Genomic DNA, 24924 nt, shown 5'->3' on the forward strand with positions numbered 1-24924 from the left:
GACTTGGGGGGGTGACCCGTCGCACAAATAATGTCCGAGTCCGGTAATGGTTCCGTGACCGTGTCACTTTTTTAAGAAACATTTGACGCAACCTGCTGGGAGCGGGCCGCCAGCCAGTCGCGGCCAGCATGGGCGAACACCGCGCAGAGCACGATGGCGCCGCCGATCATGCTGGCCATCGGTGGGATCTCGGCCAGGAACAGGAAGGCAAACAGGATCGCGAACGGCACTTCCGCCGAGCCGAGCAGGCCGGATTCAGGCGCTGGGATAAGCCGCGCGCCCTCCGTCCACAGGATGGAAGCCAATGCGAAGGAAGCGCCGAACGTGACAAGCAGAACGGCGTCCCTTGCAGAGACAGCCAGGGGATCGCTGACAAACCAGCCGAGTATGAACAACAGGAAGGCCGAAACCGCGCCGGCCCACACCACGGGCGTGTCGCGGAAGGCGCGCACCATGATCATGTAGAGCGCGCTGCCAATCGTCATCAGCAGCGCCAGCCCGTCGCCGAACAGCTTTCCGGTGCCGAATCCCGACCAGACCATCATAGCCACGCCGCATAACGAGACGGCGGCCGCGACCATCGTCTGCAGGCGGAAAGGTTCGCGCATCAGCACCCAGGCCAGCACGGCGGCAATGAAAGGCGACGTCGCATAGATGACCGCGACATTGGCGACGAAAGTGAACTTGAAGGCGGAAATGAAGGCAATGCTGGCCAGCGCGCCCTCCACCGCCAGCAGCCAGCCGCGCCAGCCAAGCCGCAGTGTTTCACGGTTGCCCGAGCGGTGACGGCGCCACAGCACATAGAGGCTGATCAGGATCGAGCCGACAAAGCCGCGCCAGCAGGTGATCGTCAGCGGATCGGCATGGATCGACTTGGTCAGCACACCGGTCAGGCCGAACACGGCAGCCGATGACGACACCAATATTATGCCAAGCGTGCGCTCGGTGGTCTCGGTCGTAGCCGCCATGTCAGTCATGCCGCCAGCCTATCCCGTCATGTCCTGCCATCGTCATGTCAGCAGTGGAGGCCATCCACATCACAACCGCTTGCGGAAATGCTCGCCGCCCACGATCAGCAGGCCGGCGGCGACGATAAGGGCGGCGCCCAGGAAAACCTCGCGGCGCGGCACGTCGCCCCAGATCGCGAAGCCGAGCGCGAACGCCCACAACAGCGAGCTGTATTCGAGTGGGGCGAGGATCGATGCCGGCGTACGTTTCATGCCTTCGAAGAGAAGATATTGCGCCAGGCCGCCGAGCGCGCCGACGCTGGCGAGAAGCAGCAGCTGGGGCAGGTCCGGCGCATGCCACCACAACAGCGCCGGCGCCGCCGAAAACACCAGGAAATAGAAATTGTTGAGAAGGAGCTGGACCATCGAGCGCTCGGCAAGCGCGGTCTTGCGCAGGAGTACGATGGCGATGGCCCATAGGAGAGCCGCCGCCAGCACCAGCAGCACCGGAACGGACAGACCGAGATGGGTGGGGTCGCAAGCGACGAAGACGCCGGCAAAGCCGATCAATACCGCCAGCCAACGCAGCAACGGCACCGTTTCGCCGAGCAAGAACACCGAAAGCACGGTGACGATGATCGGGGCCGCGTAATAGACGGTGGTCAGTTCGGCGAGCTGCAGGCTGCGCGCGGCATTATAATAACAGAGCCAGGCGGCGAGCGTGAAGGCACTGCGCACCAGCATCGGCCGTACGATCGGCGAGCGCACCGTGTCGGCAAACAGCGCCCGCCCGCCGATCACCGCGCAAGCGCCGAGAACGGTGATGCTGCGGAAGAACATGATCTGCCAGACCGTCAGGCCGGTAACCAGCAGCTTGATCGAGGCGTCCTGCGTCGAAAACAGCAAGTAAGCGGCGCCGGTCAAAAGGATTCCGGCGAGAACCCTTTCGCGTGTTTCGAGAATAGCGATATCGGCCATGCGGCGTCGGACTGCTTGCGTGAAGGCGGTTCCTGCCCCTGTCGGCTCCGCTGCCACCAGCTATACGGGAGAAAGCCTGCGCGGCGCTATTCCAGCGCCAGGCTTGCGTTGGGGCAGGGCCAACGCGCTCACTGCGTGGCTTGATAGAGTTCCGAGGCCGCATCCTTCAGCGCCCGCCGGCCGTCCGGGCGCAAGTACATCATGTGCCCACCTTCGACAACATCGAGGCGAATGGGCTTGCTGTCGGCAAGTGAGGGCAGCTGGCTTACCAGATAGCGTGAGGCCAGATAGGGTGTGACCAGGTCGGTATAGCCGTTGACGATCACGACGCCCAGCGACGGGTTGAGCGCCCGCGCCCGCTGCAGATCGTTCATCACACCGGCATAACCCTGCCGCGAGGTGCCGTAATCCCAATTGCGGGTGATCTCCCCGTTGAGCAGCCGATAGCTGACGTCGGTGTGGAAATTCAGCTCGTCGCGGACATAGCCGACGAAAGCCGAAGTCAGCGCCGGCACGCTGCGGTCGAGCACCGGATCGGGGCCTGCAATGCGAGCGCTCTCCGGTGCGATATCGGCCGTGCCGATCATGGCGTCATAGGGACTGAGCACTTTACGTCTGGCGCGGGCAAACTCCCTTGCGAACAACTCGGTCGGGATGCGCGCAAAATTCCGCTGCACGAGATCGAGCGGCAGCCCGGTCATTTCCGCCACACGCTCGCTCGCAACTCGCCCGCCTTCTTCCAGTCCGTTCGCAATCGCAGTGAGATAGTCGCCCAATGCATATCGCTCGACCTCGGCGAGCTTGGCCCGCAGCGCCTCGCCGGTAACGCCGTCGGCACTCAGCCGTGCCGCCGCCAGCGAAGGCAGCTCGAGCGCCCAATGCAGCGGCTCGAACTGGTCGGGCAGCACCAGCATGAATTCCAGCGCCGGCGAGATCAGCACGACGCCGCTCGGGCCGACACCGATGTCTTCCTGCAGGGTCCGTGCCAGCAGCGCCGCCCGGAATCCGCCATAACTTTCCCCGGCAAGGAAGAGCGGCGATCCCGTGCGACCGTTCTGCGCGAGATACAGCCGGATGAAAGCGCCCATCGAACTGGCATCCTGATTGACGCCCCAGAAATCATGCGTGTCCTGGCCCGGTGCCTCACGGCTGTAGCCGGTTCCGACCGGATCGACGAAGACGAGGTCGGTCATGTCGAGCCAACTGTCCGGATTGTCGATCAGCCTTTGCGGCGGGGGCAGGAATTCGCCATCGGCGCCGGTTGCGATTATGCGCGGGCCGAGCGCGCCGATATGCAGATAAGCGGAAGCTGCTCCCGGGCCGCCATTGAACACGAAGGTGATGGGGCGTCTTGGCTCCTTCACCGGGCTCGCTGGCGGCTGCAGCACATAGGCGACATAGAACACCTCCGCCGTGACTTCGCCCTTGCCGGAAAGCAGCGACAGCGTGCCGGCCTTTGCCTGATAGTCGAGCTTGCGTCCGGCCAGCGTGATCGAATGATTAGTAATCTGCGGTGACGGCAGCAGCGACAGCACTCCGCCTGTTGGCACCGGCCGCTCCGCTGTTTCGGCAAGCACAGGCTGCGCAATCGCGGCAACCATCAAAGCGATGAGGGGGATCAGTTTCAGCTTGAGCGGCATGGTGCCTCCGCGAGAACGACTGCCGCATAGGTATGGCTGGGGTGGTCGAAGTCAAAGGAAACGTCGAACTCAGTGGTTCGGCATAGCTGCCGCCGCGTCCGTTCGCGCTCCCTTTGCAAGGCAGGACAGAGGGGGCGCCGTCCCTTCGTCAAGTCGGGGACTTGTACATACCTCGCAAGACAGACAATGCTATCAAGGCGAAAAGACCCTCGAAAGGAATGAAAATGGACGCCACCGCGCTCAAGGCCATGCAGGCACCGCTCAAGGAGGTCTACCGCGACGATGCTTCGCGTGCGCTGATCACGCTGAAGGCCCGGGGCAGCCTCGACGACCAGTCGATCGCTTGCAAGGTGGAAACGGGCAGGGCGCTGGCGATCGCCGGCCTGCATCCGGCAACGGGCGGCTCAGGGCTTGAGCTGTGCTCCGGCGACATGCTGCTCGAAGCCCTGGTGGCCTGCGCCGGGGTAACGCTGAAGGCGGTGGCGACGGCGCTCGAGTTCAAGCTCGGCACCGCCTGGGTGGAAGCCGAAGGCGATCTTGATTTTCGCGGCACGCTGGGTGTCGCCAAGGACGCACCGGTCGGTTTTCGTGCCATCCGGCTCAATTTCAATCTCGACACGGATGAAACGCAGGAGCGTATCGACTCACTGCTGAAACTGACCGAGCGCTATTGCGTGGTATTCCAGACCATCAATCAGAAGCCGGAACTGACGGTGACGGCCCGGCGCTGATGATCTCCCCCTCGAGGGGGGAGATGGCGCCAAGGGCGACAGAGGGTGCCGGTGCGTCCTGACGCGACTTCCTCGTGAATAAAGGAGGCCGGCGCTTCGTGCGCGGCGAGCCTCCTCTGCCTGCCGGCCATCTCCACCTCAAGGCGGAGATTAAGCCTTACTGGGCTGACGGCTGTTCGGCATCGCCCTCGTCGGTGAAGGGCGAGGCGCTCGGCACGCATTGTATGGACCAGCCGGTCGGTGTCGGCTGCTTCTGATACTCGGTGATGGCGGCGGTGCACTGTTCACGCTTGTCGAAGGTGCTGGGCAGCACGACCATGCCACCCTGCGGGCCGGCGATTACCAGATACCAGACCAACGCTGCGGTCGAAGCCATGGGAATTTCCTTGTTCTGCCCAGCTCGGGCGCTTGTGGTGGGAGTCGCTACGATCCTACCAACTCCGCGGAAATGACGAAAGCATGACCGCGGCGCGGCCTTTCCACCTTAAATCACAGCCGCGTGATGATCTGGCGGATTTCTGAACCAGCGTCTTGCGGCCCTAGCTTATTCCGGTTGCTTGTAAGCGACGAAGCGGTTGTGCTTGGCCTGGAAGATCAGCCCGGTCTCCTTCAACTCGGGGCTGGCCAGCGGTACGATGCGCTTGGCGATCTCTGAAGGGTGCGGCAGCGTCTCGGGATCCTCGCCGGGTACGGCCTGGGCCCGCATCGCGGTGCGGGTGGCGCCCGGATCGGCGGCATTGACGCGCAGCGGCAGGCTTTGCGTCTCATGGGCCCACGAGCGCATCATGGTTTCGACCGCGGCCTTGGACGCCGCGTAGGGCGCCCAGAAGGCGCGCGCCGAATGCGCGGCATTGGAAGACAGAATGATGGCCCTGCCGGCATCCGAGAGCCGCAGCAGAGGGTCGACCGAGCGGATCAGCCGCCAAGTCGAGGTCACGTTGATGGTCATCACCTTTTCGAAGGTCTTGGCCTCGACATGGCCGATCGGCGAGATGACACCGAGCACGCCTGCATTGGCGACGAGGATGTCGAGCTTGCCCCAGCGCTCGTGGATGGCGCCGCCCAGCCGGTCGATGCCGGCCATGTCGGCGAGATCAAGCGGCACCAGTGTTGCCTGGCCGCCGCCTGCCTTGATCTGATCGTCGAGCTCTTCCAGTCCGCCAACGGTGCGCGCAACCGCAATCACATGGGCACCGGCGGCCGCCAGTTCCCTGGCGATAAAATAGCCTATGCCGCGCGAGGCGCCGGTGACGACCGCGACGCGGCCGGTAAGGTCGAGGGTCATGCGATGGATTCCGGAAGTCTGGCTGGGCTGATGATGGTCCGGCAATCCTACGACCCGCTCGTCGCCAGCAGCGACAGGGTGCGCACATTGTCGTGGCCTTCGAAGTCGAGCAGGCGGGTCGGATACTGGCCGGTGAAGCAGGCGTCGCAGAATTGCGGCTGCTCATTGTCGCGGCCGGCCTCGCCGACGGCGCGGTAGAGGCCGTCGATCGACAGGAAGCCGAGCGAATCGACGCGGATGAATTCAGCCATTTCCTGCACGGACATGCGCGAAGCCAGAAGCTTCGACTTCTCCGGCGTGTCGACACCGTAGAAGCAGGAGGCGCTGGTCGGCGGCGAGGCGATGCGCATATGCACCTCCTTGGCGCCGGCGTCACGAACCATCTGCACGATCTTTTGGCTGGTGGTGCCGCGCACGATCGAATCGTCGACCAGAACCACGCGTTTGCCCTCGATCATGCGGCGGTTGGCATTATGCTTCAGCTTGACGCCCATGTGGCGGATCGAATCGCCGGGCTGGATGAAGGTGCGGCCGACATAATGATTGCGGATGATGCCGAGTTCGAAGGGTATGCCCGCCGCCTGGCTGAAGCCGATTGCCGCCGGTGTGCCGGAATCCGGCACCGGCACGACAATGTCGGCCTCGACCGGATTTTCCTGCGCCAGTTCGGCGCCGATGCGCTTGCGCACCTCGTAAACGTTGCGGCCTTCGACCGAAGAGTCCGGCCGGGCGAAATAGACGTATTCGAAGATGCAGAAGCGGGTCTTCTGCGGCTCGAACGGAAACAGGCTTTCAATGCCCTTGGAGGTGATGACGACCATCTCGCCGGGTTTCAGGTCGCGCACGAAACGCGCGCCGATAATGTCGAGAGCGCAGGTTTCGGAGGCAAGGATCCAGGCGCCGTCGAGATCGCCCAGCACCAGCGGGCGGATACCGAGTGGATCGCGGCAGCCGATCATCTTCTTGGCTGTCATCGCCACTAGCGAAAAAGCGCCCTCGACCTGCCGTACCGCATCGATGAAGCGCGAGTTGAGATCCCGTTCCTTGCTGGTCGCCACCAGATGCAGGAGCGTCTCGGTGTCGGAAGTGGAAGAGAAGATCGCGCCTTGCTTCTGCAGTGCGCGCTGCACTGTCATGGCGTTGGTCAAATTGCCGTTGTGGGCAACGGCAAAGCCGCCATCGGCGAGTTCGGCGAAGAAGGGCTGGATGTTGCGCATGCCGGCGCCGCCGGTCGTGGCGTAGCGTGTGTGACCAATGGCCCGGTTGCCTTGCAGGCTGTCGATAACGCGTTGCTTGGTGAATGTGTCGCCGATCAGGCCGACATGGCGTTCGACATGGAACTGTGTGCCGTCATAGGAAACGATACCGGCCGCCTCCTGGCCGCGATGCTGCAGCGCATGCAGGCCCAGCGTGACGATGGCCGCCGCGTCTTGCCGGCCGAATATGCCGAACACGCCGCATTCGTCATGGAAATGGTCGTCGGCCTCGGCGGAAAGCACGTCGTCTGCGTCTGCCATCTTAAGCTCCGCTAAAATCGCCATATAAGGCGCTCGCGCGTCGAAAGCAACGCACTGCCTGCAGTCCTTCACATGGTCGCGCGTTCTGGCGCCCCGTTCGGGGTGTCAGTTCGCCGGCGCTGCCGGCGCCGGCTTGGCCGTGTTGTCCGCCGGGCCGGCGTCACTGTCGTCAGGAGCCGGCGCATTGGCGTCGTCACCTGTTGTCGGCGCATCCGCCGCTGGCGCATCCGCCGCCGGTGCATCGGGTGCAGCCGGGGTGTCGGCGCCTGTTTTCGGGCTGAACTTCTTGAGGATTGCGTTTTCGGTGTCGGCTGGCAGCAGGTTCTCGATCTTGGCGCCTATCGATTCCAGCAAGGGCCGCGATTTGGCATCCGTGACCCAGGCTGGAGCCTTGGCGCCGGCCAGCCAGTTGAAGAACAAAAGTGCCACCGCCACCACCAGGATGCCGCGCGCGGCGCCATAGAGGAAGCCAAGTGTCCGGTCGAGCGCGCCGATCCGGGAATCGATGATCCAGTCGGCGAGCTTCATGGTGATGACCGAGACGACGATCAGCGCGATGATGAAGACGACGCCGGCGGAGGCCGCCATGGCGATCTTCTCGTTTTCGATGTAGGGCTTCAGGTAGGGCAGAACCGGTTTGTAGAAGAAGAAAGCCGCCGCCGCTGCCGCCGCCCACGAGACGACCGAAAGGACCTCGCGCGAGAAGCCGCGAACCATGGCGAGCATCGCCGAGACCAGGGTGAAGCCGACGAGAATTCCGTCAAGCAGCGTAATCGGCATGTCTTTCGCCCCACTCCGATCTCTTTTTCACGGCTCGACGAGCCGCGTCACTCTTCATCGTCGGCGCGGCCGCGCCGTGAGCCGGCTATGCGCGCCACGAGGTCGGCAAGCTCGGTGGGTTGGAAAGCGCCGGCCCCGATCCCTCCAGCAAGCTCCTCGCTGCCCAAGGGCAGAACCGCGCTACCAAAACCCAGCTTTTCGGCTTCCTTGAGGCGCTGCTGCGCATGCGCAACCGGCCTCACCGCGCCCGAAAGGCTGATTTCGCCGAAATAGACGCAATCGGCGGGAAGGGCAAGACCGGTGAGCGAGGAAACCAGTGCGGCGGCGACCGCGAGATCGGCCGCCGGCTCGCTGATGCGGTAGCCACCGGCGACGTTGAGATAGACGTCGTGCTGGCCGAAGCGAACGCCGCAATGCGCCTCCAGCACCGCCAGCACCATTGACAGCCGTGCCCCATCCCAGCCGACCACCGCCCGGCGCGGCGTGCCGAGCGAGGACGGCGCGACCAGCGCCTGGATCTCGACCAGAACGGGCCTTGTGCCTTCCATGCCGGCGAAAACGGCCGCACCGGGCGATTTCGCATGCCGCTCGCCAAGGAACAGCTCCGATGGGTTGGAGACTTCGCGCAAGCCCTTGTCCGACATTTCGAAGACGCCGATCTCGTCGGTCGGTCCGAAGCGGTTCTTCACCGTGCGCAGGATGCGGTAGTGGTGGCCGCCTTCGCCCTCGAAATAGAGCACGCCGTCGACCATGTGCTCGACCACGCGCGGGCCCGCGATCTGGCCTTCCTTGGTGACATGGCCGACGAGAACGATCGCGGCACCTGTGGATTTGGCGTAACGGATCATCGCCTGGGCGGCGGCGCGCACCTGGGTAACGGTGCCTGGCGCCGAATCGGCAAGGTCGGTCCAAAGCGTCTGGATCGAATCGAGAATGACCAGGTCCGGGCGCTTGCCGTCCGCGATGGTGGCGAGGATATCCTCGACATTGGTTTCCGCCGCCAGCTCGACTGGCGTGGACGCGACGCCGAGGCGCTGCGCGCGTAGCCTGATCTGCGCGACGGCTTCTTCGCCCGAGACATAGACGATGCGGTGGCCTCTCGAGGCAAGAGCGGCGGCGGCCTGGGTGAGCAGCGTCGACTTGCCGATGCCGGGATCACCGCCGACCAGCAGCGCCGAGCCGCGCACGAAACCGCCACCGGTGGCGCGGTCGAGTTCGCCGATGCCCGAGACGATGCGCGGCGCATCCTCGATATCGCCGGAAAGCGTCGTCAGCACCACCGCGCGGCCCTTGCGGGCATTGCGTGTGTTGGCCGGCCCCGAGCCGATACCGCCGGACGTGCCTTCCTCGACCAGCGTGTTCCACTCGCCGCAGGCATCGCATTTGCCGGCCCAGCGCTGATGCACCGATCCGCAATTCTGGCAGATGAACTGGACGCGCGATTTGGCCATCAGCGTTGCGCCACGGGCCAATCGCTGGCTGACGACGTTCCTGCGCACCCCCCTTGCGGGGGAGATGTCCGGCAGGACAGAGGGGGGTGTGACGGAGCGCGGACGTAAGCCAAGAAGCTACTCGAACCTCTCCGCAATATGATGCTCCTCGGCGAGATCGGAGAAGCGGGTGAATTCACCGTGGAAGGCCAGCGTGACCGTGCCCGTCGGTCCGTGACGCTGCTTGGCGACGATGACCTCGGCCTTGCCGCGCATCTCGTTCATCTCGTTTTCCCACTTGACGTATTCCTCGGTGCCAAGCTTCGGCTCGCGGTTCTTGAGATAGTATTCTTCGCGGTACACGAAGATCACGACGTCGGCGTCCTGCTCGATCGAACCGGATTCGCGTAAGTCCGAGAGCTGCGGGCGCTTGTCGTCGCGGCTTTCGACCTGACGCGACAGCTGTGAGAGCGCGATGATCGGCACGGTCAGCTCTTTTGCCAACGCCTTCAGGCCCGTGGTGATCTCGGTGATTTCCTGGACGCGGTTCTGCGATGCCTTGGCGCTGGATCCTTGCATCAGCTGGATGTAGTCGATGACGATGAGGTCGAGGCCGCGCTGGCGCTTCAGGCGGCGCGCGCGGGCAGACAATTGCGCGATCGAGATACCGCCGGTCTGGTCGATGAAAAGGGGAATCTTCTGCATGGTCTGCGAACAGGCGACCAGTTTTTCGAAATCCATCTCGCTGATTTCGCCGCGGCGGATCTTCGAGGAAGAGATTTCCGTCTGTTCGGAAATGATACGGGTTGCGAGCTGTTCGGACGACATTTCGAGCGAGAAGAACCCGACGACGCCGCCATTGGCCGCCTTGAAGGAGCCGTCGGCCTGTTGTGCAGGCACATAGGCCTCGGCGACGTTGAAGGCGATGTTGGTGGCGAGCGATGTCTTGCCCATGCCCGGACGGCCGGCAAGGACGATCAGGTCGGACGGTTGCAGGCCGCCCATGCGGCGGTCGAGATCGCGCATGCCGGTGGCGAGGCCCGACAGACCGCCGTCGCGCATATAGGCGGCATTCGCCATGTCGACGGCGGTCTTGACCGCGTCGGTGAAACTCTCGAAGCCGCCATCATAGCGTCCGGTTTCGGCCAGTTCGAACAGCCGGCGTTCGGCGTCCTCGATCTGCTCGGAAGGCGACATGTCGACCGGCGCGTCATAAGCGATGTTGACCATGTCCTCGCCGACGGTGATCAACGCGCGGCGCGTCGCCAGATCATAGATGGCGCGGCCATAGTCGGTGGCGTTGACGACGGTGACGGCTTCCACCGCCAGCCGCACGACATATTGCGCCACCGTCATGTCGCCGACCTTCTCGTCGGCCGGCAGAAAGGTCTTCAAGGTAATCGGCGTCGCCACCTTGCCCATGCGGATGAGCTCGGCCGCGATCTCGAAGATCCTGCGGTGCAGGGGCTCGTAGAAATGGCCTGGTTTCAGGAAGTCGGAGACACGGTAGAAGGCATCGTTGTTGACAAGAATCGCGCCAAGCAGCGCCTGCTCGGCCTCGATGTTGTTCGGCGCCTCGCGATAAAGCGGTTGCTCCGCCACACCGAATTTTCGCGCTGCCTCTGCCATGATGCCCCCGATTTCGATCCCGGCCTTTCGATATCAGAACGAGGCGAAACCGTGCTGACCTTTCTGCATCACCGCACGACCAAACAGCTTTGATGCCCGTTGTTCACAGAGACGGCAAACCGTCCACAGGACAGTGTTCCTGTGTCCCGATTCTGGTTGACTCGGCAAGCCGCGATTCTTATGCAAAGCCATGGAACAAAGCAAGAACAATCAGCCGCTTATCTGCTGCCGCGTTCGAGTGCGTCGCCCCAGTCCAGTCGCCTGGCCAGCCTGAACTCTTCACCATCCCGTTTGGTGAAGAGTTTCTCACATGCGCTTCCGTCCGGTTCGCAAAGTTTCAACGACACCTTGCCGGAGCCGGATTTCGGCGGCGCGATGACCCGCGCGGCGTGCGTGGCGGCCGCCTGGCGCGAGGCGGCGACATAGATGAACTTCTCGTCTTCCCACGGCACCTCGGCGTCCTTGGCCAGCCGGTGCAGGCGGGAGCGGGCGACGCGGCGGGAAAAGTGGCACCAGTCGGGCGGGCTGAGCGGGCAGGGTGCCTGGTGCGGACAAGGCGCCAGCAGATGCGCGCCGGCCGCGATCAATTGCGTGCGCACCTTCAGAATTCGCTGCCAGCCCGCCGGCGTGCCCGGTTCGACGATCAGCAATGTGTCTTTCGTGAGCTGCCATAGCCGGTCGACCATTTTGGGCAGGGATGCCGGCACGATCTCGTCCAGAACATAGGCGCATGTGACGAGGTCTGCCGACTCAACGTCTGCAAGGTCGATCGTGACGTCACCGGCCTGCCAGACGGTTCGGGCGGCAATCGCATCGGCGGCGAGCATCTCGCCGGCCTTGCGCACCGCGGCACTTGCTTCCAGCAGCACGGCTTGTTCGAGATCAGGCCAGAGTTCGTTTGTGGCCCAAAGCACCGTACCAGGGCCAGCGCCAACATCGAGCAAGGTTTTTGGCATGAAATCCGGCCGGGCCTCATTCAATGCGTCAAGACTGGCGCGAACCGCGGCGTAGGTCGCCGGAAGCCGCGTCGCCAAGTAGGCGTTGACCGCCATAACTTGCGCCACGTGCAGACGGCCATCGCGCAGTTCGGCCCGGTAGCGGTCCGACAGCGTTTTCGCCGCCTGCTTCAATTCCGGCAGCGGAACCCTTTCCAGGATACGATCGACACCTTGTCGAAGAGCAGCTGGCAGTTCCATCCTATGCCCCTCGCGGTGCGAGCAGGATGATGGAAGCGCCGGCGATGCAGAGCGCGGCACCGGCAAAATCCCAGCGGTCGGGCCGTACGTCTTCCACCAGCCATAGCCAGGCCAACGAGGCAACGATGTAGATCCCGCCATAAGCGGCATAGGCACGGCCCGCGGCATTGGTGTCGACCATCGCCAGAAGCCAGGCGAACAGAAGCAGCGACACGAAACCTGGCGCCAGCCACAGCGGCGACCGTTCCAGCCGCCACCAGGCCCATACCGAAAAACAGCCGGCGATCTCGGCCAGTGCTGCGGCGGCATAGATGAGATAGGTCATGAAAAAGGCCTCGCGACGATTCACGAGGCCTTTTTCAGGGCAGGGGCTGGGAATGGCAAGCGCCGATAGCGAGCGGCGTGCCGATGGTGTGTCTACTCCGCCACCTTGCGGCGGCGGGCTGGCTTGGCGGGCTTCTCGACGGGAGCCGCTTCGCGGTGCCCCATGTCGCGCATTTCCAGCGCCTTTTCGCATTTGGCCATGTAGTCACGGGTCATCGGCAGCGTGTCGTTCTTCTTGGCGATCTGGAACTGGAATATAACCAGGTCTTGCCAGCGGAACGCGGCTTCCGAAGCGGCGAGATAAAATTCCCACATACGGCAGAAACGTTCGTCATAGATCGCCCTGGCCTTGTCGCGGTTGGCGGCGAAGCGCTGGCCCCAGTGCTTCAGCGTATCGGCATAGTGGAGCCGCAGGATCTCGACGTCCGTGACCACGAGGCCGGACTTCTCGATCGCTGGGAGCACTTCCGACATTGCCGGTATGTAGCCGCCCGGGAAAATGTACTTGCGGATGAAGGCGCTGGTCGCCCACGGCACGCCGGAGCGGCCGATCGTGTGCAGAAGCATCACGCCGTCGGGCTTCAGCAACGTTGCCGCCTTGTCGAAAAATGTCCGGAAGTGGTTGACGCCGACATGCTCGAACATGCCGACCGAAACGATGCGGTCGAAGCGTTCATTGATCTCGCGGTAGTCCTTCAGCTCGAAATGGACGTGGTTCTCCAGCCCCTGCGCGTGCGCCCGGTCGGTGGCGACGCCGTGCTGCTCGGTCGACAGCGTGACGCCCTGCACGTCGACGTCGAATGCTTTGGCGAGATAGAGGCCGAGCCCGCCCCAGCCGGAACCGATGTCGAGCACGGTCTGGCCGGCCTTCAGCCTGAGTTTGGCGGCGATATGCCGTTTCTTGGCCGCCTGGGCCTCGTCCAGCGTCATGTCCGGCTGCTCGAAATAGGCGCAGGAGTACTGCATGTCCTCGTCGAGGAAGAGCCGGTAGAGCTCGCCCGAAAGATCGTAGTGGCGCTGCACGTTGCGTCGCGAGCGCGAGGTGGTGTTGATCTGCTGCAGCCGGCGGAAGGCATGGCGCAGGCCCTCGATGGCTTTCGACCAGGTCGCGTCGATGCCGCCGCTGCCCATGTTCTGGAAGGCAATGCGCATCAATCCAAGTACACCGCCCTCGAGAATGTCGAGCTCGCCGTCCATGTAGGATTCAGGCACCGCCAGCATCGGATCGAAAGTGATGGCGCGTTCGGCGTGCCTGGTCTTGATGTGCATGTGCACCGGCTCGCCGCTGCCGTCGCCGAAAATGAACGTCGAGCCTTTGGGCCCGGTTACCTTGAGATTGCCCGAGCGCACCAGGCGGTCGAGAATGCGCTTCAACAGAATATTCATGATCCGATGTCCCCTCACGGTCAGACAGGCTGTCCTATTCTGCATCAATATGTAGGGTTTCGAAAAGTTCCTTTTGGCACAAAAATGCCCGGGCGAGAGGCCCGGGCATTAGTCCAGAATTGACTGGAAAGCGGCAGGGTGGTCTGAGTGCCGGTCCGGCGCCCAGACCGTCCCGTCAGGCGTTGTCTTCGCCGCCGTCGAACTCGGCGTTCGGATCGAAGAAGTTTTCCGGCCGCGCATTGTCGTTGATGTCGTCGCCATAGATGGCTTCGGCGGTGGTCAGCGTCTCGCCCTTGGCCTGGCGCTCGGCCTCGTCGGCCGTGCGGGCGATGTTGAGCGTGATCGTGACTTCTACTTCCGGATGCAGCGCGATCGCCACATTGGTGAGACCGATTGTCTTGATCGGCTGGTTGAGCTGGATCTGGTTGCGGTTGACCGTGAAGCCCTCCGCCGTCAGCAGATCGGCGATGTCGCGCGTCGACACCGAACCGTAGAGCTGACCGGTTTCGCCAGCCGAACGGACCGCGATGAAGCTCTTGCCGTCGAGCTTTTCAGCAACCTGGCTGGCCTCCGACTTGCGCTCGAGATTGCGGGCTTCGAGCTGGGCGCGCTGGCCTTCGAACTTCTTCTTGTTGGCTTCGTTGGCGCGCAGCGCCTTGCCCTGCGGCAACAGGAAATTACGGGCAAAACCGTCCTTGACCTTGACGGTATCGCCCATCTGGCCGAGGCGGGAAACGCGTTCGAGAAGAATGACTTCCATGGTTTTGTTCCTTTGGTTGGACGCCAATCGCCGGGATCGACGCCGAATGTCTGTGGAACAGGTCAGGAAGCTCTGGGCACGACGTGGCGCCCGGTGTCGCTGTCCTGCCTGTTCAGGCAGTTAGGATCTCTTTCGAAATCCAACTCGGGATTTTTGGTTCGGTACCGGTCGCGCCCGTCGCGATCGGCAGGAAAAGCGGGCGATAAAACCGCCCGCCTGGGTAGTGATTAACGGACCACGTAGGGCAGCAGGCCGAGGAAGCGGGCGCGCTTGATCGCCTTGGCGAGCTCGCGCTGCTTCTTCTGGCTGACGGCGGTGATGCGCGACGGCACGATCTTGCCGCGCTCGGAAATGTAGCGCTGCAGGAGACGCACGTCCTTGTAGTCGATCTTGGGCGCGTTGGCGCCGGAGAACGGGCAGGTCTTGCGGCGACGATGGAACGGGCGCCGGGTCGGGATCTGGTTGATGTCGACCATTATTCTGCACCCCCTTCAAAGCCTTCGCGCGGACGGCGCGGACCACGATCGCCACCGCCATCGCGGTCACCACCGAAGCTGCGCGGCGGACGATCGCCACGATCGCGGTCGCCGAACGAACGTGGGCCACGATCGCCACGGTCGCGGTCGCCGAAGCTGCCGCGCTCGGAGCGCTCTTCGCGCTTCTGCATCATGGCCGAAGGACCTTCCTCATGCGCCTCGACCTTGATGGTCAGGAAACGCAGGACGTCCTCGGACAGGCCCATCTGGCGCTCCATCTCGTTGAGTGCAGCCGGCGGGCAGTTCAGATCCATGAGCGTGTAGTATGCCTTTCGGTTCTTATTGACCCGGTAGGTGAGGGACTTCAGTCCCCAGTTCTCGACCCGGCCGACGGACCCGCCATTCGCTGCGATGACGCCCTTGTACTGTTCGACAAGCGCATCGACCTGCTGCTGCGAGAGGTCTTGCCGGGCAAGAAACACATGTTCGTAAAGAGCCATTATGTTTTCGTGCCTTTCTTCGTTTCTCTCCCGGTTCCCGGCGGCAAAAGCCTCTGCAACTTCTCTGACCCGTGAACCCAAGAAGGAACGGGGAAGAAAGGAGCATGACGAGACGGTCGAGAGCGGAGACACGGGAGGCGGAAGCGCTTCTGGCTTCCCACGAAGGCTGATAAACCTCCGGCCCTCCGTTCAGCCCCCAGCTGGGACCGGCAGATTGGCGGCGTCTATACAGCAATCCACTGATAAGGCAAGGGCAAGCGGCGTCCCCGATGTCGCAGGGTACAGGAAAATCAAGCGGCGGCGCCGGTACGGCCTGCCGATTTTTACGACAACCAGCTCTTAACCACAATGTCAGGTTGTGCGGAGTTGAGCCTCGCCATCAACGGTGGATTCATCATGGGAGGCGCAAAAAGCCCGGACAACCCGCGCATAACAAGCGGCAAGCATTTCCCGGGGGTAAGGATGCTTCTCAACAGATTCTGGCGCTCGAGGAGCGGCAATTTCACGCTATTGCTCGGTCTGGGCCTGCCGGCCATCTTGTCAGCCGTGGCCTTCGCGGTCGACGTGTCCACCATCATGCGTGCAAAAAGCAACCTGCAGAATGCGCTCGACGCGGCAAATCTTGCCTCCTCGCATCTGGGCGATCTGGACCTTACCCGCACCGACGCCTTCAACCGTTATTTCCAGGCCAACATTGCCGGACATGGCGAACTCACCAACGCGCAGGCGACGCTGACCGTCGACAGGGGCGTCAATTTCATCAAGACAAAGGCCGTCGCCTCGGCGGACGTCAATCTGAACTTCGCCTTCCTGTTTGGCCGGAACAAGCACATCGTGGTCGAAGCATCGGCCGTCGAATCGAACAACCAGCTCGAGGTCGTTCTGGTGCTGGACAATACCGGCTCGATGGCCGGCGCCAAAATTGCTGCCCTGAAGACAGCGACGGACAATCTGCTCAGATATCTGGAAACGGCACAATCGCCGACGCGCAAGGTCCGCGCGGCGCTGGTTCCGTTCGTCACGGCCGTCAATGTCAATGGCGATGGCTTCGACTCGTCTTGGATCGACATGGACGGCAAGTCATCCACCAATGGGATCAATTTTCCCGTCGTCAATGGCAAGCGTCCCAATCATATGGCGCTGTTCAGACAGCTGATGAAGGATCCGGCCTCGGCCGCCAGGTTGACAGGATGGAAGGACGACAAAGGAATCGACACGGGTTGGAAAGGCTGCGTCGAGGCGCGGCCCGGCCCCCTTAACATCTCCGATACGTCGCCCGACCCGTCTTACGCCGACACTCTGTTCGTGCCGTACTTCGCGCCGGACAGTCCAGGGAACGGCACAAAGCCTTCCGGCAGCTATTCAAACGACGCCAATTACTACAACAACTCTTTTGTCGACGATGTCCCCGACCAGGCCAAGCTTGCTCAGAATGGAGGATTGAACATTCTTGGAATAGATCTGAGCGGCTTGCTTGGAAGCGACGTCAGCCCTTCGAAGAAGGATCTCGAAACAATCGCCAAGTATGTCGCACCGCAGAACACCGCCATCGCCACCGCTGGCACAAACGATCCGAATGCCCTGCAATTGACGGTGGGGCCAAACCGGTCCTGTCCCTCACCGATCGTTCCGTTGACGGAAGATTTTACGAAGCTCCGCAAGGAGGCCGCCAAGATGCTTGCCTGGGCCGGGTCGGGCACCAATGTTGCCGAGGGCCTCGCTTGGGGCCAGCGGGTGTTGTCGCCGTCGGCCCCATACACTGAGGGAACGCCGTGGAAGACGCCTGGGGTAAGCAAAATCGTGATGCTGCTCACCGACGGTGAGAACGTGGTCTATGGCGCCAGCAAAGAGACGACCAAGTCGGATTATACCTCCTATGGTTATCTCGCGGGTTCAGGCTATGGCGCTGCCGGTCGGCTTGGATCGGACAATCAGACGACCGCCGCGCGCAATGTGGACGGATGGACCAAGAGCGTCTGCACGCAGTTGAAAAATCAGGGCGCTGAGATCTACACCATGGTGCTGCAGTCCGACACCGCGGCCAACCGCACGCTTTACAGCGCCTGCGCCTCGGATCCTAGCGACTACTACGCAGTCAACGATCCGAACAAACTGCCAAACGTATTCGAGCAGATCGCCAACAAGTTCTCGAAGCTGCAACTGACCAATTGAACACTCGATCCAACTGCTGAACGGATGGCGCCGGCTCAACTCGTATGGGCGATAACCTTGTCGACCGTCTCGGGGAAGAAGTCCGGCGCCGCGTGGCGCTTGCCGAACATCATATCGTACTGGATCAGCTGGAAATCGCGGATCGCGGGGTCGATCTCCTTCTGACGCGACCAATCGGGCGTGGCTTGGCCGGCCGGTGTCAGCAGCAGGTTGCGGTCGACGACGCGGTAGCGCTCCCGCATCTCGCCCAGGAAGCCGGTGTAGTAGGGATGGGTGACGCCCGCTGCCGTCAGGATATGATAGGGCAGGAATGCCGGGCTCACGGTGCCGAGGTCCTTGATTGGACCGGAGCGGTTCGACCAGACGACCAGCGGTGTCTCGTGATGTTCAAGGGCTGCTTCCGGCGTCGGCTCGTTGCGTGGCGCGACGTTGTCCTTGAGGAACCCGGTCTCGACATAGACCGGCCCCAACGGCGGCAGATGGTCGCCGAAAAAGGCCAGGATCGTTGGCCGCTCGCGCTTCTTGGCCCATTCGATCAGCCGGTCAAGGCCGCGGTCAGCATCGGCCGAACCCTCCGCATAGCTCAGCAGCGAATCGCGCGCCCACTGGCTGATCGGGGCCTGTACCGAGTGAGTCGGGTTATTATAGCGGTTCGGCTCATAGGGGCCGTGGTTCTGCAGGCTGACGGCGAAGAAGAACACCGGATCGTCGCTGGCGTCGGCTTCGCGGATGATCTCGTCCGTCATTGCCGCATCCGATGCCAGCGGTCCGCGCTTTTCCATGGGCGGCAGCGCCTCTTCCGACTTGAAATCGTTGAAACCGAAATCGGCATACACCGCGCCACGGTTCCAGAACCAGTTGGTGCCTGGATGGATGGCACGCGCCCTGTAGCCTTCACTCTTCAGGAAGGTCGCCATCGAAGGCGTCGGCGTGCGCACATATTGCTGGTAGGGGATGCTGCCGGCCGGCAGGAAAGCGTTGGAAAAGCCGGTCAGTGCCTCGAATTCGATGTTGGCGGTCATGCCGCCGAATTCAGGTGAGAACATGGAGCCCGAACGCAATGCCCGCACTGTGGGGATCGGATCCGGCGTGATAGCGACGCCAGGCAGCTTGGTTGGATCCCAGAAGGATTCGCTCATGACGACGATGATGTCGGGCTTGTCGTCGGGCACCGATGCTGTCGTCCGCGGCCGATCGATCGCCGCAATCGCCTTGTCGGAATAGCCGGAGGGTGCCGAGACATGGGCCATCGGCACGTTGAGCGCGAAGGCGAGCGCAAAGCCGTTGGAGGCGTAGTTTTCCTTTTGGTCCCACATGATCGGGATGATCTGCAGCCGATCCCGGGTCCACGAGAAGGTGGCGTAGTCCATGATCGAGACGAAGAAGGCGAGCAGAGGCACCGCCAGCGTCAGCCGGGCAAGGCGGCCTTTGCGGCTGAGGGCCGGAACCTTACGGTGCCACAGCCGCCAGCCGTGGACGAGCAGCGACAGCCCGACGACGATGCCCACGACCATGGCCAGCGCGGTCATCGGCCGTTCGCGCACCAGGAGCGGCAGCAGGGCGAAAATCTGGCGAGCGTAGAGGAAATCCGTCGGATAAAGCGGATCGCCAAGATAGTGCGATTTCTGATGGCCGACAAAGGCCAGCCCCAGGGTCAACGGCGCGACAATCATCAGGCTCTGGTGACTGCGGCCGAGCAAGGCGTCGAGGCCGATCAGGATCAGGGCGAACACGACGATGGTCGTCCAGCCCGGTTTGAGTGGCTGAAGAAAGAAGGAAACAGTGCCGGCAACATCGCCACGCACGATCAGCTCGATGGCGAACACGAGGACGGCGGAGATCAGCACGCTGACCAATCCGTAACGGACGACCGGCCATCTCCGGCCCGGCAAATAACCGGTGGACGGATCGTCTTCCAGGAACTGCGGCGCGGCCTCGCCGGCGCGTTTCGATTTCTTGGCCACCTTAACTTCCCCACCCAGCGACGAACGCGTCACTCGATTGTCATAAAACTGTCACGCCAAGCTAGCGCCTGTATCGGAAATAAGAAGAGCCAGCAAACGAATCGTGAGCAGTTTTCATCAGGAGTGATCGCCAAAAGCCCTTTTAGAACAGGCACTCGGCAGAAGGTTCTGATCTGAGGCCTGTTTGAAGCGGGCTTGACTTGACCGGCCGCCTTGCGCCACAGGCAAGGAAAATTCGTGTTATCAGGCAAGCAGAACAAGTCTTCGGGAGCCCTCGCATGGCCGTTGCATTCACCTTTCCGGGACAAGGCAGCCAGGCTGTCGGCATGGGCAAGGATATCGCTGATGCCTTTCCCGAGGCGCGCAGGACCTTCCAGGAGGTCGATGACGCGCTTGGCGAAAACCTGTCGAAGCTGATCTGGGAAGGTCCGGAAGAGACCTTGACGCTGACCGCCAACGCGCAGCCGGCTTTGATGGCGGTATCGCTGGCTGCGATCAGGGCGCTGGAATCACGCGGTTTCTCGTTGAAGGACAAGGTCACCAATGTCGCCGGCCATTCGCTGGGCGAATATTCGGCGCTTGCCGCCGCCGGCTTCGTTTCCGTCGCCGATGCCGCCCGGCTGCTGCGTATCCGCGGCAATGCCATGCAGGCGGCAGTGCCAGCCGGCGAGGGCGCCATGGCAGCGATCATTGGGCTGGAGCAGGCCGATGTCGAAGCCGCCTGCACCGAGGCCGCGCAAGGGTCCGGCAAGGTCTGCCAGATCGCCAATGACAATGGCGGCGGCCAGTTGGTGATTTCCGGCGCCAAGGCGGCGGTCGAACTGGCGGCGAAACTTTGCACCGAAAAGGGCGCCAAGCGGGCGCTGATGCTGCAGGTCTCGGCTCCCTTCCATTCGGCGCTGATGGCGCCGGCGGCAGAGATCATGCGAGAAGCGCTGGCCGGCGTGACGAAGAATGCACCTTTGGTTCCTGTCGTTTCCAATGTGTCGGTGACAGCGTCGAGCGATCCGGACGAGATCGCGCGGCGCCTCGTCGAGCAGGTGACCGGGCGCGTTCGCTGGCGTGAGACGGTGGAGTGGTTTGGCGCCAACGGCGTCGCCACGCTCTACGAGATTGGTGCCGGCAGGGTGCTTTCGGGCCTGGCGCGGCGTATCAACCGCGACATCGCCACCGCATCGGTCGGTTCCGCGGCTGAAGTCGAGGCAGCATTGGCCGCGCTTGCATAAAGCGCCATTTGGTCCCATCCCTATAGGGGCTGTGCTCTTCTCAACCTGGAGACAAAAATGTTCGAATTGACCGGCCGCAAGGCGCTCGTCACCGGTGCTTCGGGGGGGATCGGCGAGGCGATCGCCAGGGTGCTTCACGCACAAGGCGCCATCGTCGGGCTGCATGGCACGCGCGTCGAGAAGCTGGAGGCGTTGGCCGCCGAACTCGGTGACCGGGTCAAGCTGTTTCCGGCCAACCTGTCGAACCGCGACGAGGTCAAGGCGCTTGGCCAGAAAGCGGAAGCCGACCTCGAAGGCGTCGATATCCTGGTCAACAATGCCGGCATCACCAAGGATGGGCTGTTCGTGCGCATGTCGGACGCCGACTGGGACACGGTGCTCGAAGTCAACCTGACGGCCGTGTTCAGGCTTACCCGCGAACTCACCCACCCGATGATGCGCCGCCGCCACGGCCGCATCATCAACATCACTTCTGTCGTCGGCGTCACCGGCAATCCCGGTCAGACCAATTACTGTGCCTCCAAGGCCGGCATGATCGGCTTTTCCAAATCACTGGCGCAGGAGATCGCCACCCGCAACATCACCGTCAACTGCGTCGCTCCGGGCTTCATCGAATCAGCGATGACAGACAAGCTCAACGACAAGCAGAAGGAAGCGATCATGGCGGCGATCCCGACGCGCCGTATGGGCAACAGCGCCGAAGTGGCCTCCGCTGTCGCCTATCTCGCTTCCAATGAAGCCGCTTACGTCACCGGCCAGACCATTCACGTGAATGGCGGCATGGCGATGATCTGACGAATGCGCCCAGAATCGCGCAGCGGTTTTGGGCAATGACATCCCAGGCCAGCACGCTGTGAAAACAGACCATTTCGGCTTGGACCTTGGCCATTTTTCGTGTAATGCGGCCCGCAACCCGGCGGTTCGGGCAAAAACCGGTCCGTAGCCGTTGCGTTTCCGGCAGGACCATCTTTCAACTTGATTAGCGGCATTCTGCCCGCTAACGAAGACAGACAAACAAAAGACGAGGATGCCCAAATGAGTGACACCGCAGAGCGCGTCAAGAAGATCGTCATCGAGCACCTTGGCGTCGATGCCGACAAAGTGACGGAGCAGGCGAGCTTCATCGATGATCTGGGCGCGGACAGCCTCGATACGGTTGAACTCGTCATGGCGTTCGAAGAAGAATTCGGCGTCGAGATTCCCGACGACGCGGCCGAGACCATTCTGACCGTTGGCGACGCGGTCAAGTATATCGACAAGGCTTCGGCCTGACGCATTCCGCAGTCATCACCGGGGAGGACCTGCGATGAGGCGTGTCGTCGTCACGGGCCTTGGATTGTTGTCGCCTTTCGGCATGGGCTTCGAGCACAGCTGGAAGGAACTTCTGACCGGCCGCAGCGCCGCCAGGCGCATCACCGAGTTCGAGGTGGAAGATCTTGCCTGCAAGATCGCTCACGTCATTCCGCGTGGTGACGGCAGCAATGCCACCTTCAATCCCGAGGCCGTGCTCGAGCCGAAGGAACTGCGCAAGATCGGCGACTTCATCCTGTACGGGATTGCCGCCGCCGACGAGGCGCTGAAGGATTCCGGCTGGCAACCGAAAACCCATGCCGAACAGTGCGCCACCGGCGTCCTGATCGGCTCGGGCATCGGCGGCATCGAGGGTATCGCCGAGAATGCGATAATCCTCAAGGAGCGCGGTCCGCGCCGCATCAGCCCGTTCTTCATCCCGGGTCAGATCATCAATCTCGTCTCCGGCCAGGTTTCGATCCGGCACGGGCTGAAAGGCCCGAACCATTCCGTCGTCACGGCCTGTTCGACCGGTGCGCACGCCATTGGCGATGCGGCTCGGCTGATCATGTGGGGCGATGCCGACATCATGGTCGCGGGCGGCGCCGAAGCGCCGGTGACGCGGCTGTCGATCGCCGGTTTCGCCGCATGCCGGGCGCTGTCGACCGAGCGCAATGATGTCCCGCAGACGGCGTCGCGCCCGTACGACCGCGACCGAGACGGCTTCGTCATGGGCGAGGGCGCCGGTGTTGTCGTGCTGGAAGAGCTTGAGCACGCCAAGGCCCGCGGCGCCAAGATCTACGCTGAGGTGACCGGCTACGGTCTCACCGGCGATGCCTATCATATCACCGCGCCGGCCGAGGACGGCGATGGCGCTTTCCGGTGCATGACCGCGGCATTGAACAGGGCCAAGCTTACGCCCGCCGATGTCGACTACATCAACGCGCATGGCACGTCGACCATGGCCGATACGATCGAACTCGGCGCTGTCGAGCGGCTGGCCGGCAATGCCGCCTCAAAGATTTCGATGTCGTCGACCAAGTCTTCGATCGGCCATCTCCTGGGGGCGGCGGGTGCCGCTGAAGCGATCTTTTCGATCCTCGCTATCAGGGACAATATCGCGCCGGCGACCATCAATCTCGACAACCCCGAGCGCGAAACGGCGATCGACCTGGTGCCCAACAAGCCTCGCTCCCGCCAGATCGACGTAGCATTGTCCAACTCCTTCGGCTTCGGCGGCACCAACGCTTCGCTTGTGTTCCAGCGCTACAATGGCTGACCGTCCGGCTGCCGGACGCCGCTTTGGCGTGCCGTCAATTTTGCCATATTCGCCTCTACTCTGCCGCAGGGGATTCGTTGAGAGATCAAACGGTAGGGCGAAATGAACACAAATCCGGCGGGCAACGGGGAATTGGGGCAGCGGCCCGCTAACACCGGGCCGATCGTACCGAAGACGGCCAGCGAGGCCTTGCGGCCGGAAGCTGGAACGCCGCCGCCGAGGCGCTCGCGCGCTTCGCGCAGCCAGGTCGTCGTGTTCATGAACTTCGTCATCTCTTTGGTGATGTTGATAGTTCTGGCGGCAGGCGCGGCGCTCTACTTCGGCAAGCAGGAATTCACCGAACCCGGCCCCTCGGCCAATGGCGACACCTTCCTCGTCAAGCCGAACACTGGCGTCCAGGACATCGCCGACCAGCTTGAGCGCCGCGGCCTGATCACTGACGCCCGCGTATTCCGTCTTGGGGTGCGCGCCTTTGGTAATGATTCCGCACTCAAGGCCGGCGAATATGCGATCAAGCCCCGGGCATCGATGCGCGACATCATGGAACTGCTGAAGAGCGGCAAGTCGGTGATGTATTCGCTGACCATTCCGGAGGGGCTGACGGTCGAGCAGGCACTGGAGCGCATCGCCGACGAACCCGCCTTGAGCGGCGTCATGCCCGCGGCCATGCCGCCGGAGGGCAGCCTTGCCACCGACACGCTGCGCTTCACGCGTGGCGCGACGCGCCAGCAGATGATCGACAAGCTGCTGGCCGATCAGAAGAAACTGGTCGATGAGGTATGGCAGCGGCGTGCGCCGGACCTGCCGCTGGCCAATGTCCAGGAATTCGTCACGCTGGCTTCGATCGTGGAGAAGGAAACCGGCAGGGGTGACGAGCGTTCGCGCGTTGCCGCCGTCTTCCTGAACCGGCTGGCCAAGGGCATGCGCCTGCAATCCGATCCGACCATCATCTATGGCCTGTTTGGCGGTAAGGGAAAGCCCGCCGACCGCCCGATCTACCAGTCCGACATCCAGAAGCTGACGCCCTACAACACTTATGCGATCAGCGGCCTGCCGCCGACACCGATCGCCAATCCGGGCCGTGCGGCACTTGAGGCCGTCGCCAATCCATCGAAGACCGACGATCTCTATTTCGTCGCCGACGGCACAGGCGGTCACGTTTTTGCCGCGACGCTTGATGAGCACAATGAGAACGTTGCCCGCTATCGCGCGTTGCAGAAGAAGCAGGCCGATGAGGCGGCCAAGGCCGCCTCGGCCGCTGGTACCAGCGGCAACAATGCGGACAAGCCTGCTGGCAGCAGCGGCAAGCCTGCCGACGGCAACGGCAGCGACACCAGCGGTGGCGACAATGGCGATGCCGGCGGCGATGCGGGCGCTGCCCAGTAAGAGTAAGAAAGGCGTTGCCCCCAAGGCG

25 protein-coding genes and 1 pseudogene are annotated in these 24924 nt (G+C 62.8%); 8 read left to right on the forward strand and 18 right to left on the reverse strand.

Annotated features, from left to right (window positions below):
- Positions 1–71: 71 nt before the first annotated feature.
- From FJ930_RS27255 to FJ930_RS27265, 3 genes are all read right to left on the reverse strand, one after another.
- Positions 72–977: a DMT family transporter gene (locus FJ930_RS27255; protein WP_141840853.1), complete on the reverse strand. Its 906-nt coding sequence runs from the start codon at positions 975–977 to the stop codon at positions 72–74.
- Positions 978–1037: 60 nt separating this feature from the next.
- The gene (locus FJ930_RS27260) at positions 1038–1925 is read right to left on the reverse strand and encodes a DMT family transporter (protein WP_141840854.1); all 888 of its coding nucleotides are present in this window, start codon (positions 1923–1925) and stop codon (positions 1038–1040) included.
- A 128-nt stretch (positions 1926–2053) separates the two neighbouring features.
- Entirely contained in the window at positions 2054–3565 is a 1512-nt protein-coding gene (locus tag FJ930_RS27265; RefSeq protein WP_141840855.1) for a peptidase S10, read from the reverse strand.
- A gap of 224 nt (positions 3566–3789) precedes the next feature.
- Here FJ930_RS27265 and FJ930_RS27270 point away from each other — a divergent pair, with 224 nt between their 5' ends.
- The gene (locus FJ930_RS27270) at positions 3790–4296 is read left to right on the forward strand and encodes an OsmC family protein (RefSeq protein WP_140737931.1); all 507 of its coding nucleotides are present in this window, start codon (positions 3790–3792) and stop codon (positions 4294–4296) included.
- 157 nt (positions 4297–4453) lie between these two features.
- On the opposite strand, the gene FJ930_RS27275 is transcribed toward FJ930_RS27270, so the two are convergent.
- The 12 genes from FJ930_RS27275 to rpsF all read right to left on the reverse strand — a co-directional run bounded on the left by FJ930_RS27275 (position 4454) and on the right by rpsF (position 15579).
- A complete protein-coding gene (locus tag FJ930_RS27275) occupies positions 4454–4672 on the reverse strand; it encodes a hypothetical protein (RefSeq protein WP_140610848.1) in 219 nt (72 codons plus the stop codon).
- A 168-nt stretch (positions 4673–4840) separates the two neighbouring features.
- Positions 4841–5581: an SDR family NAD(P)-dependent oxidoreductase gene (locus tag FJ930_RS27280; RefSeq protein WP_140737934.1), complete on the reverse strand. Its 741-nt coding sequence runs from the start codon at positions 5579–5581 to the stop codon at positions 4841–4843.
- 47 nt (positions 5582–5628) lie between these two features.
- A complete protein-coding gene (purF, locus tag FJ930_RS27285; protein WP_141840856.1) occupies positions 5629–7098 on the reverse strand; it encodes an amidophosphoribosyltransferase in 1470 nt (489 codons plus the stop codon).
- 105 nt (positions 7099–7203) lie between these two features.
- Positions 7204–7878 (reverse strand): CvpA family protein, encoded by a 675-nt coding sequence (locus tag FJ930_RS27290; RefSeq protein ID WP_141840857.1) that lies wholly within the window; start codon positions 7876–7878, stop codon positions 7204–7206.
- A gap of 47 nt (positions 7879–7925) precedes the next feature.
- Positions 7926–9329: a DNA repair protein RadA gene (gene radA / locus FJ930_RS27295; RefSeq protein ID WP_140737942.1), complete on the reverse strand. Its 1404-nt coding sequence runs from the start codon at positions 9327–9329 to the stop codon at positions 7926–7928.
- Between the two features lie 117 nt (positions 9330–9446).
- Positions 9447–10937, reverse strand: a complete 1491-nt coding sequence (locus FJ930_RS27300) for a replicative DNA helicase (protein ID WP_140737945.1) — start codon at positions 10935–10937, stop codon at positions 9447–9449.
- A gap of 218 nt (positions 10938–11155) precedes the next feature.
- Positions 11156–12133 carry a small ribosomal subunit Rsm22 family protein gene (locus FJ930_RS27305; RefSeq protein ID WP_141840883.1) on the reverse strand — a complete coding sequence of 326 codons (978 nt, stop codon included), beginning with the start codon at positions 12131–12133 and terminating at the stop codon, positions 11156–11158.
- Between the two features lies 1 nt (position 12134).
- A complete protein-coding gene (locus tag FJ930_RS27310; protein ID WP_141840858.1) occupies positions 12135–12458 on the reverse strand; it encodes a YnfA family protein in 324 nt (107 codons plus the stop codon).
- Positions 12459–12550: 92 nt separating this feature from the next.
- Positions 12551–13843, reverse strand: a complete 1293-nt coding sequence (locus FJ930_RS27315) for a cyclopropane-fatty-acyl-phospholipid synthase family protein (RefSeq protein ID WP_141840859.1) — start codon at positions 13841–13843, stop codon at positions 12551–12553.
- Positions 13844–14018: 175 nt separating this feature from the next.
- Positions 14019–14603, reverse strand: coding sequence for a 50S ribosomal protein L9 (gene rplI / locus FJ930_RS27320; protein ID WP_056563263.1), 585 nt, complete (start codon positions 14601–14603; stop codon positions 14019–14021).
- Positions 14604–14830: 227 nt separating this feature from the next.
- A complete protein-coding gene (gene rpsR, locus FJ930_RS27325) occupies positions 14831–15079 on the reverse strand; it encodes a 30S ribosomal protein S18 (RefSeq protein WP_006203718.1) in 249 nt (82 codons plus the stop codon).
- Positions 15079–15579 (reverse strand): 30S ribosomal protein S6, encoded by a 501-nt coding sequence (gene rpsF / locus FJ930_RS27330; RefSeq protein WP_140737957.1) that lies wholly within the window; start codon positions 15577–15579, stop codon positions 15079–15081. Before rpsF ends, rpsR begins: the two co-directional genes overlap by 1 nt.
- A gap of 462 nt (positions 15580–16041) precedes the next feature.
- On the opposite strand from rpsF, the pseudogene FJ930_RS30610 reads away from it, so the two are divergent.
- Positions 16042–16146 (forward strand): annotated as a pseudogene (locus tag FJ930_RS30610) (hypothetical protein); the annotation flags it as partial.
- On the opposite strand, the gene FJ930_RS30615 reads toward FJ930_RS30610, so the two are convergent.
- Positions 16120–16410, reverse strand: coding sequence for a hypothetical protein (locus tag FJ930_RS30615; protein ID WP_246677051.1), 291 nt, complete (start codon positions 16408–16410; stop codon positions 16120–16122). The pseudogene FJ930_RS30610 and the gene FJ930_RS30615 sit on opposite strands and share 27 nt — an antisense overlap.
- A gap of 3 nt (positions 16411–16413) precedes the next feature.
- Here FJ930_RS30615 and FJ930_RS27335 point away from each other — a divergent pair, with 3 nt between their 5' ends.
- The gene (locus FJ930_RS27335; RefSeq protein ID WP_246677052.1) at positions 16414–17751 is read left to right on the forward strand and encodes a hypothetical protein; all 1338 of its coding nucleotides are present in this window, start codon (positions 16414–16416) and stop codon (positions 17749–17751) included.
- Between the two features lie 35 nt (positions 17752–17786).
- On the opposite strand, the gene FJ930_RS27340 is transcribed toward FJ930_RS27335, so the two are convergent.
- Positions 17787–19715: an LTA synthase family protein gene (locus FJ930_RS27340; RefSeq protein WP_141840861.1), complete on the reverse strand. Its 1929-nt coding sequence runs from the start codon at positions 19713–19715 to the stop codon at positions 17787–17789.
- A 278-nt stretch (positions 19716–19993) separates the two neighbouring features.
- On the opposite strand from FJ930_RS27340, the gene fabD reads away from it, so the two are divergent.
- The 4 genes from fabD (at position 19994) to fabF (ending at position 23510) form a co-directional block, all read left to right on the forward strand.
- Positions 19994–20941 carry an ACP S-malonyltransferase gene (fabD, locus tag FJ930_RS27345; RefSeq protein WP_141840862.1) on the forward strand — a complete coding sequence of 316 codons (948 nt, stop codon included), beginning with the start codon at positions 19994–19996 and terminating at the stop codon, positions 20939–20941.
- 57 nt (positions 20942–20998) lie between these two features.
- Positions 20999–21736 (forward strand): 3-oxoacyl-[acyl-carrier-protein] reductase, encoded by a 738-nt coding sequence (gene fabG, locus FJ930_RS27350; protein WP_141840863.1) that lies wholly within the window; start codon positions 20999–21001, stop codon positions 21734–21736.
- A gap of 240 nt (positions 21737–21976) precedes the next feature.
- The gene (locus FJ930_RS27355) at positions 21977–22213 is read left to right on the forward strand and encodes an acyl carrier protein (RefSeq protein ID WP_006203723.1); all 237 of its coding nucleotides are present in this window, start codon (positions 21977–21979) and stop codon (positions 22211–22213) included.
- Between the two features lie 34 nt (positions 22214–22247).
- Entirely contained in the window at positions 22248–23510 is a 1263-nt protein-coding gene (fabF, locus tag FJ930_RS27360) for a beta-ketoacyl-ACP synthase II (RefSeq protein WP_141840864.1), read from the forward strand.
- Here the strand turns inward: fabF and FJ930_RS30620 are convergent.
- Positions 23498–23770: a hypothetical protein gene (locus FJ930_RS30620; protein ID WP_246677048.1), complete on the reverse strand. Its 273-nt coding sequence runs from the start codon at positions 23768–23770 to the stop codon at positions 23498–23500. The two genes, fabF and FJ930_RS30620, sit on opposite strands and share 13 nt — an antisense overlap.
- On the opposite strand from FJ930_RS30620, the gene mltG reads away from it, so the two are divergent.
- Entirely contained in the window at positions 23769–24896 is a 1128-nt protein-coding gene (gene mltG, locus FJ930_RS27365) for an endolytic transglycosylase MltG (protein WP_246677049.1), read from the forward strand. The genes FJ930_RS30620 and mltG overlap by 2 nt on opposite strands.
- The last annotated feature ends 28 nt before the right edge of the window (positions 24897–24924 follow it).

The sequence above is a fragment of the Mesorhizobium sp. B2-4-15 genome (assembly GCF_006658505.1).
Lineage (GTDB): Bacteria > Pseudomonadota > Alphaproteobacteria > Rhizobiales > Rhizobiaceae > Mesorhizobium.

Coding starts and splice junctions, on each gene's coding strand:
- rplI (WP_056563263.1), bottom strand. CDS start 14,603: ATGGAAGTCATTCTTCTCGAACGCGTTTCCCGCCTCGGCCAGATGGGC.
- FJ930_RS27290 (WP_141840857.1), bottom strand. CDS start 7,878: ATGCCGATTACGCTGCTTGACGGAATTCTCGTCGGCTTCACCCTGGTC.
- FJ930_RS27305 (WP_141840883.1), bottom strand. CDS start 12,133: ATGGAACTGCCAGCTGCTCTTCGACAAGGTGTCGATCGTATCCTGGAA.
- FJ930_RS27260 (WP_141840854.1), bottom strand. CDS start 1,925: ATGGCCGATATCGCTATTCTCGAAACACGCGAAAGGGTTCTCGCCGGA.
- fabF (WP_141840864.1), top strand. CDS start 22,248: ATGAGGCGTGTCGTCGTCACGGGCCTTGGATTGTTGTCGCCTTTCGGC.
- fabD (WP_141840862.1), top strand. CDS start 19,994: ATGGCCGTTGCATTCACCTTTCCGGGACAAGGCAGCCAGGCTGTCGGC.
- FJ930_RS27310 (WP_141840858.1), bottom strand. CDS start 12,458: ATGACCTATCTCATCTATGCCGCCGCAGCACTGGCCGAGATCGCCGGC.
- FJ930_RS27300 (WP_140737945.1), bottom strand. CDS start 10,937: ATGGCAGAGGCAGCGCGAAAATTCGGTGTGGCGGAGCAACCGCTTTAT.
- FJ930_RS30620 (WP_246677048.1), bottom strand. CDS start 23,770: ATGAACACGACGACCTGGCTGCGCGAAGCGCGCGAGCGCCTCGGCGGC.
- FJ930_RS27355 (WP_006203723.1), top strand. CDS start 21,977: ATGAGTGACACCGCAGAGCGCGTCAAGAAGATCGTCATCGAGCACCTT.
- FJ930_RS27270 (WP_140737931.1), top strand. CDS start 3,790: ATGGACGCCACCGCGCTCAAGGCCATGCAGGCACCGCTCAAGGAGGTC.
- rpsR (WP_006203718.1), bottom strand. CDS start 15,079: ATGGTCGACATCAACCAGATCCCGACCCGGCGCCCGTTCCATCGTCGC.
- radA (WP_140737942.1), bottom strand. CDS start 9,329: ATGGCCAAATCGCGCGTCCAGTTCATCTGCCAGAATTGCGGATCGGTG.
- purF (WP_141840856.1), bottom strand. CDS start 7,098: ATGGCAGACGCAGACGACGTGCTTTCCGCCGAGGCCGACGACCATTTC.
- rpsF (WP_140737957.1), bottom strand. CDS start 15,579: ATGGCTCTTTACGAACATGTGTTTCTTGCCCGGCAAGACCTCTCGCAG.
- FJ930_RS27255 (WP_141840853.1), bottom strand. CDS start 977: ATGACTGACATGGCGGCTACGACCGAGACCACCGAGCGCACGCTTGGC.
- fabG (WP_141840863.1), top strand. CDS start 20,999: ATGTTCGAATTGACCGGCCGCAAGGCGCTCGTCACCGGTGCTTCGGGG.
- FJ930_RS27275 (WP_140610848.1), bottom strand. CDS start 4,672: ATGGCTTCGACCGCAGCGTTGGTCTGGTATCTGGTAATCGCCGGCCCG.
- FJ930_RS27280 (WP_140737934.1), bottom strand. CDS start 5,581: ATGACCCTCGACCTTACCGGCCGCGTCGCGGTCGTCACCGGCGCCTCG.
- FJ930_RS27315 (WP_141840859.1), bottom strand. CDS start 13,843: ATGAATATTCTGTTGAAGCGCATTCTCGACCGCCTGGTGCGCTCGGGC.
- mltG (WP_246677049.1), top strand. CDS start 23,769: ATGAACTTCGTCATCTCTTTGGTGATGTTGATAGTTCTGGCGGCAGGC.
- FJ930_RS27265 (WP_141840855.1), bottom strand. CDS start 3,565: ATGCCGCTCAAGCTGAAACTGATCCCCCTCATCGCTTTGATGGTTGCC.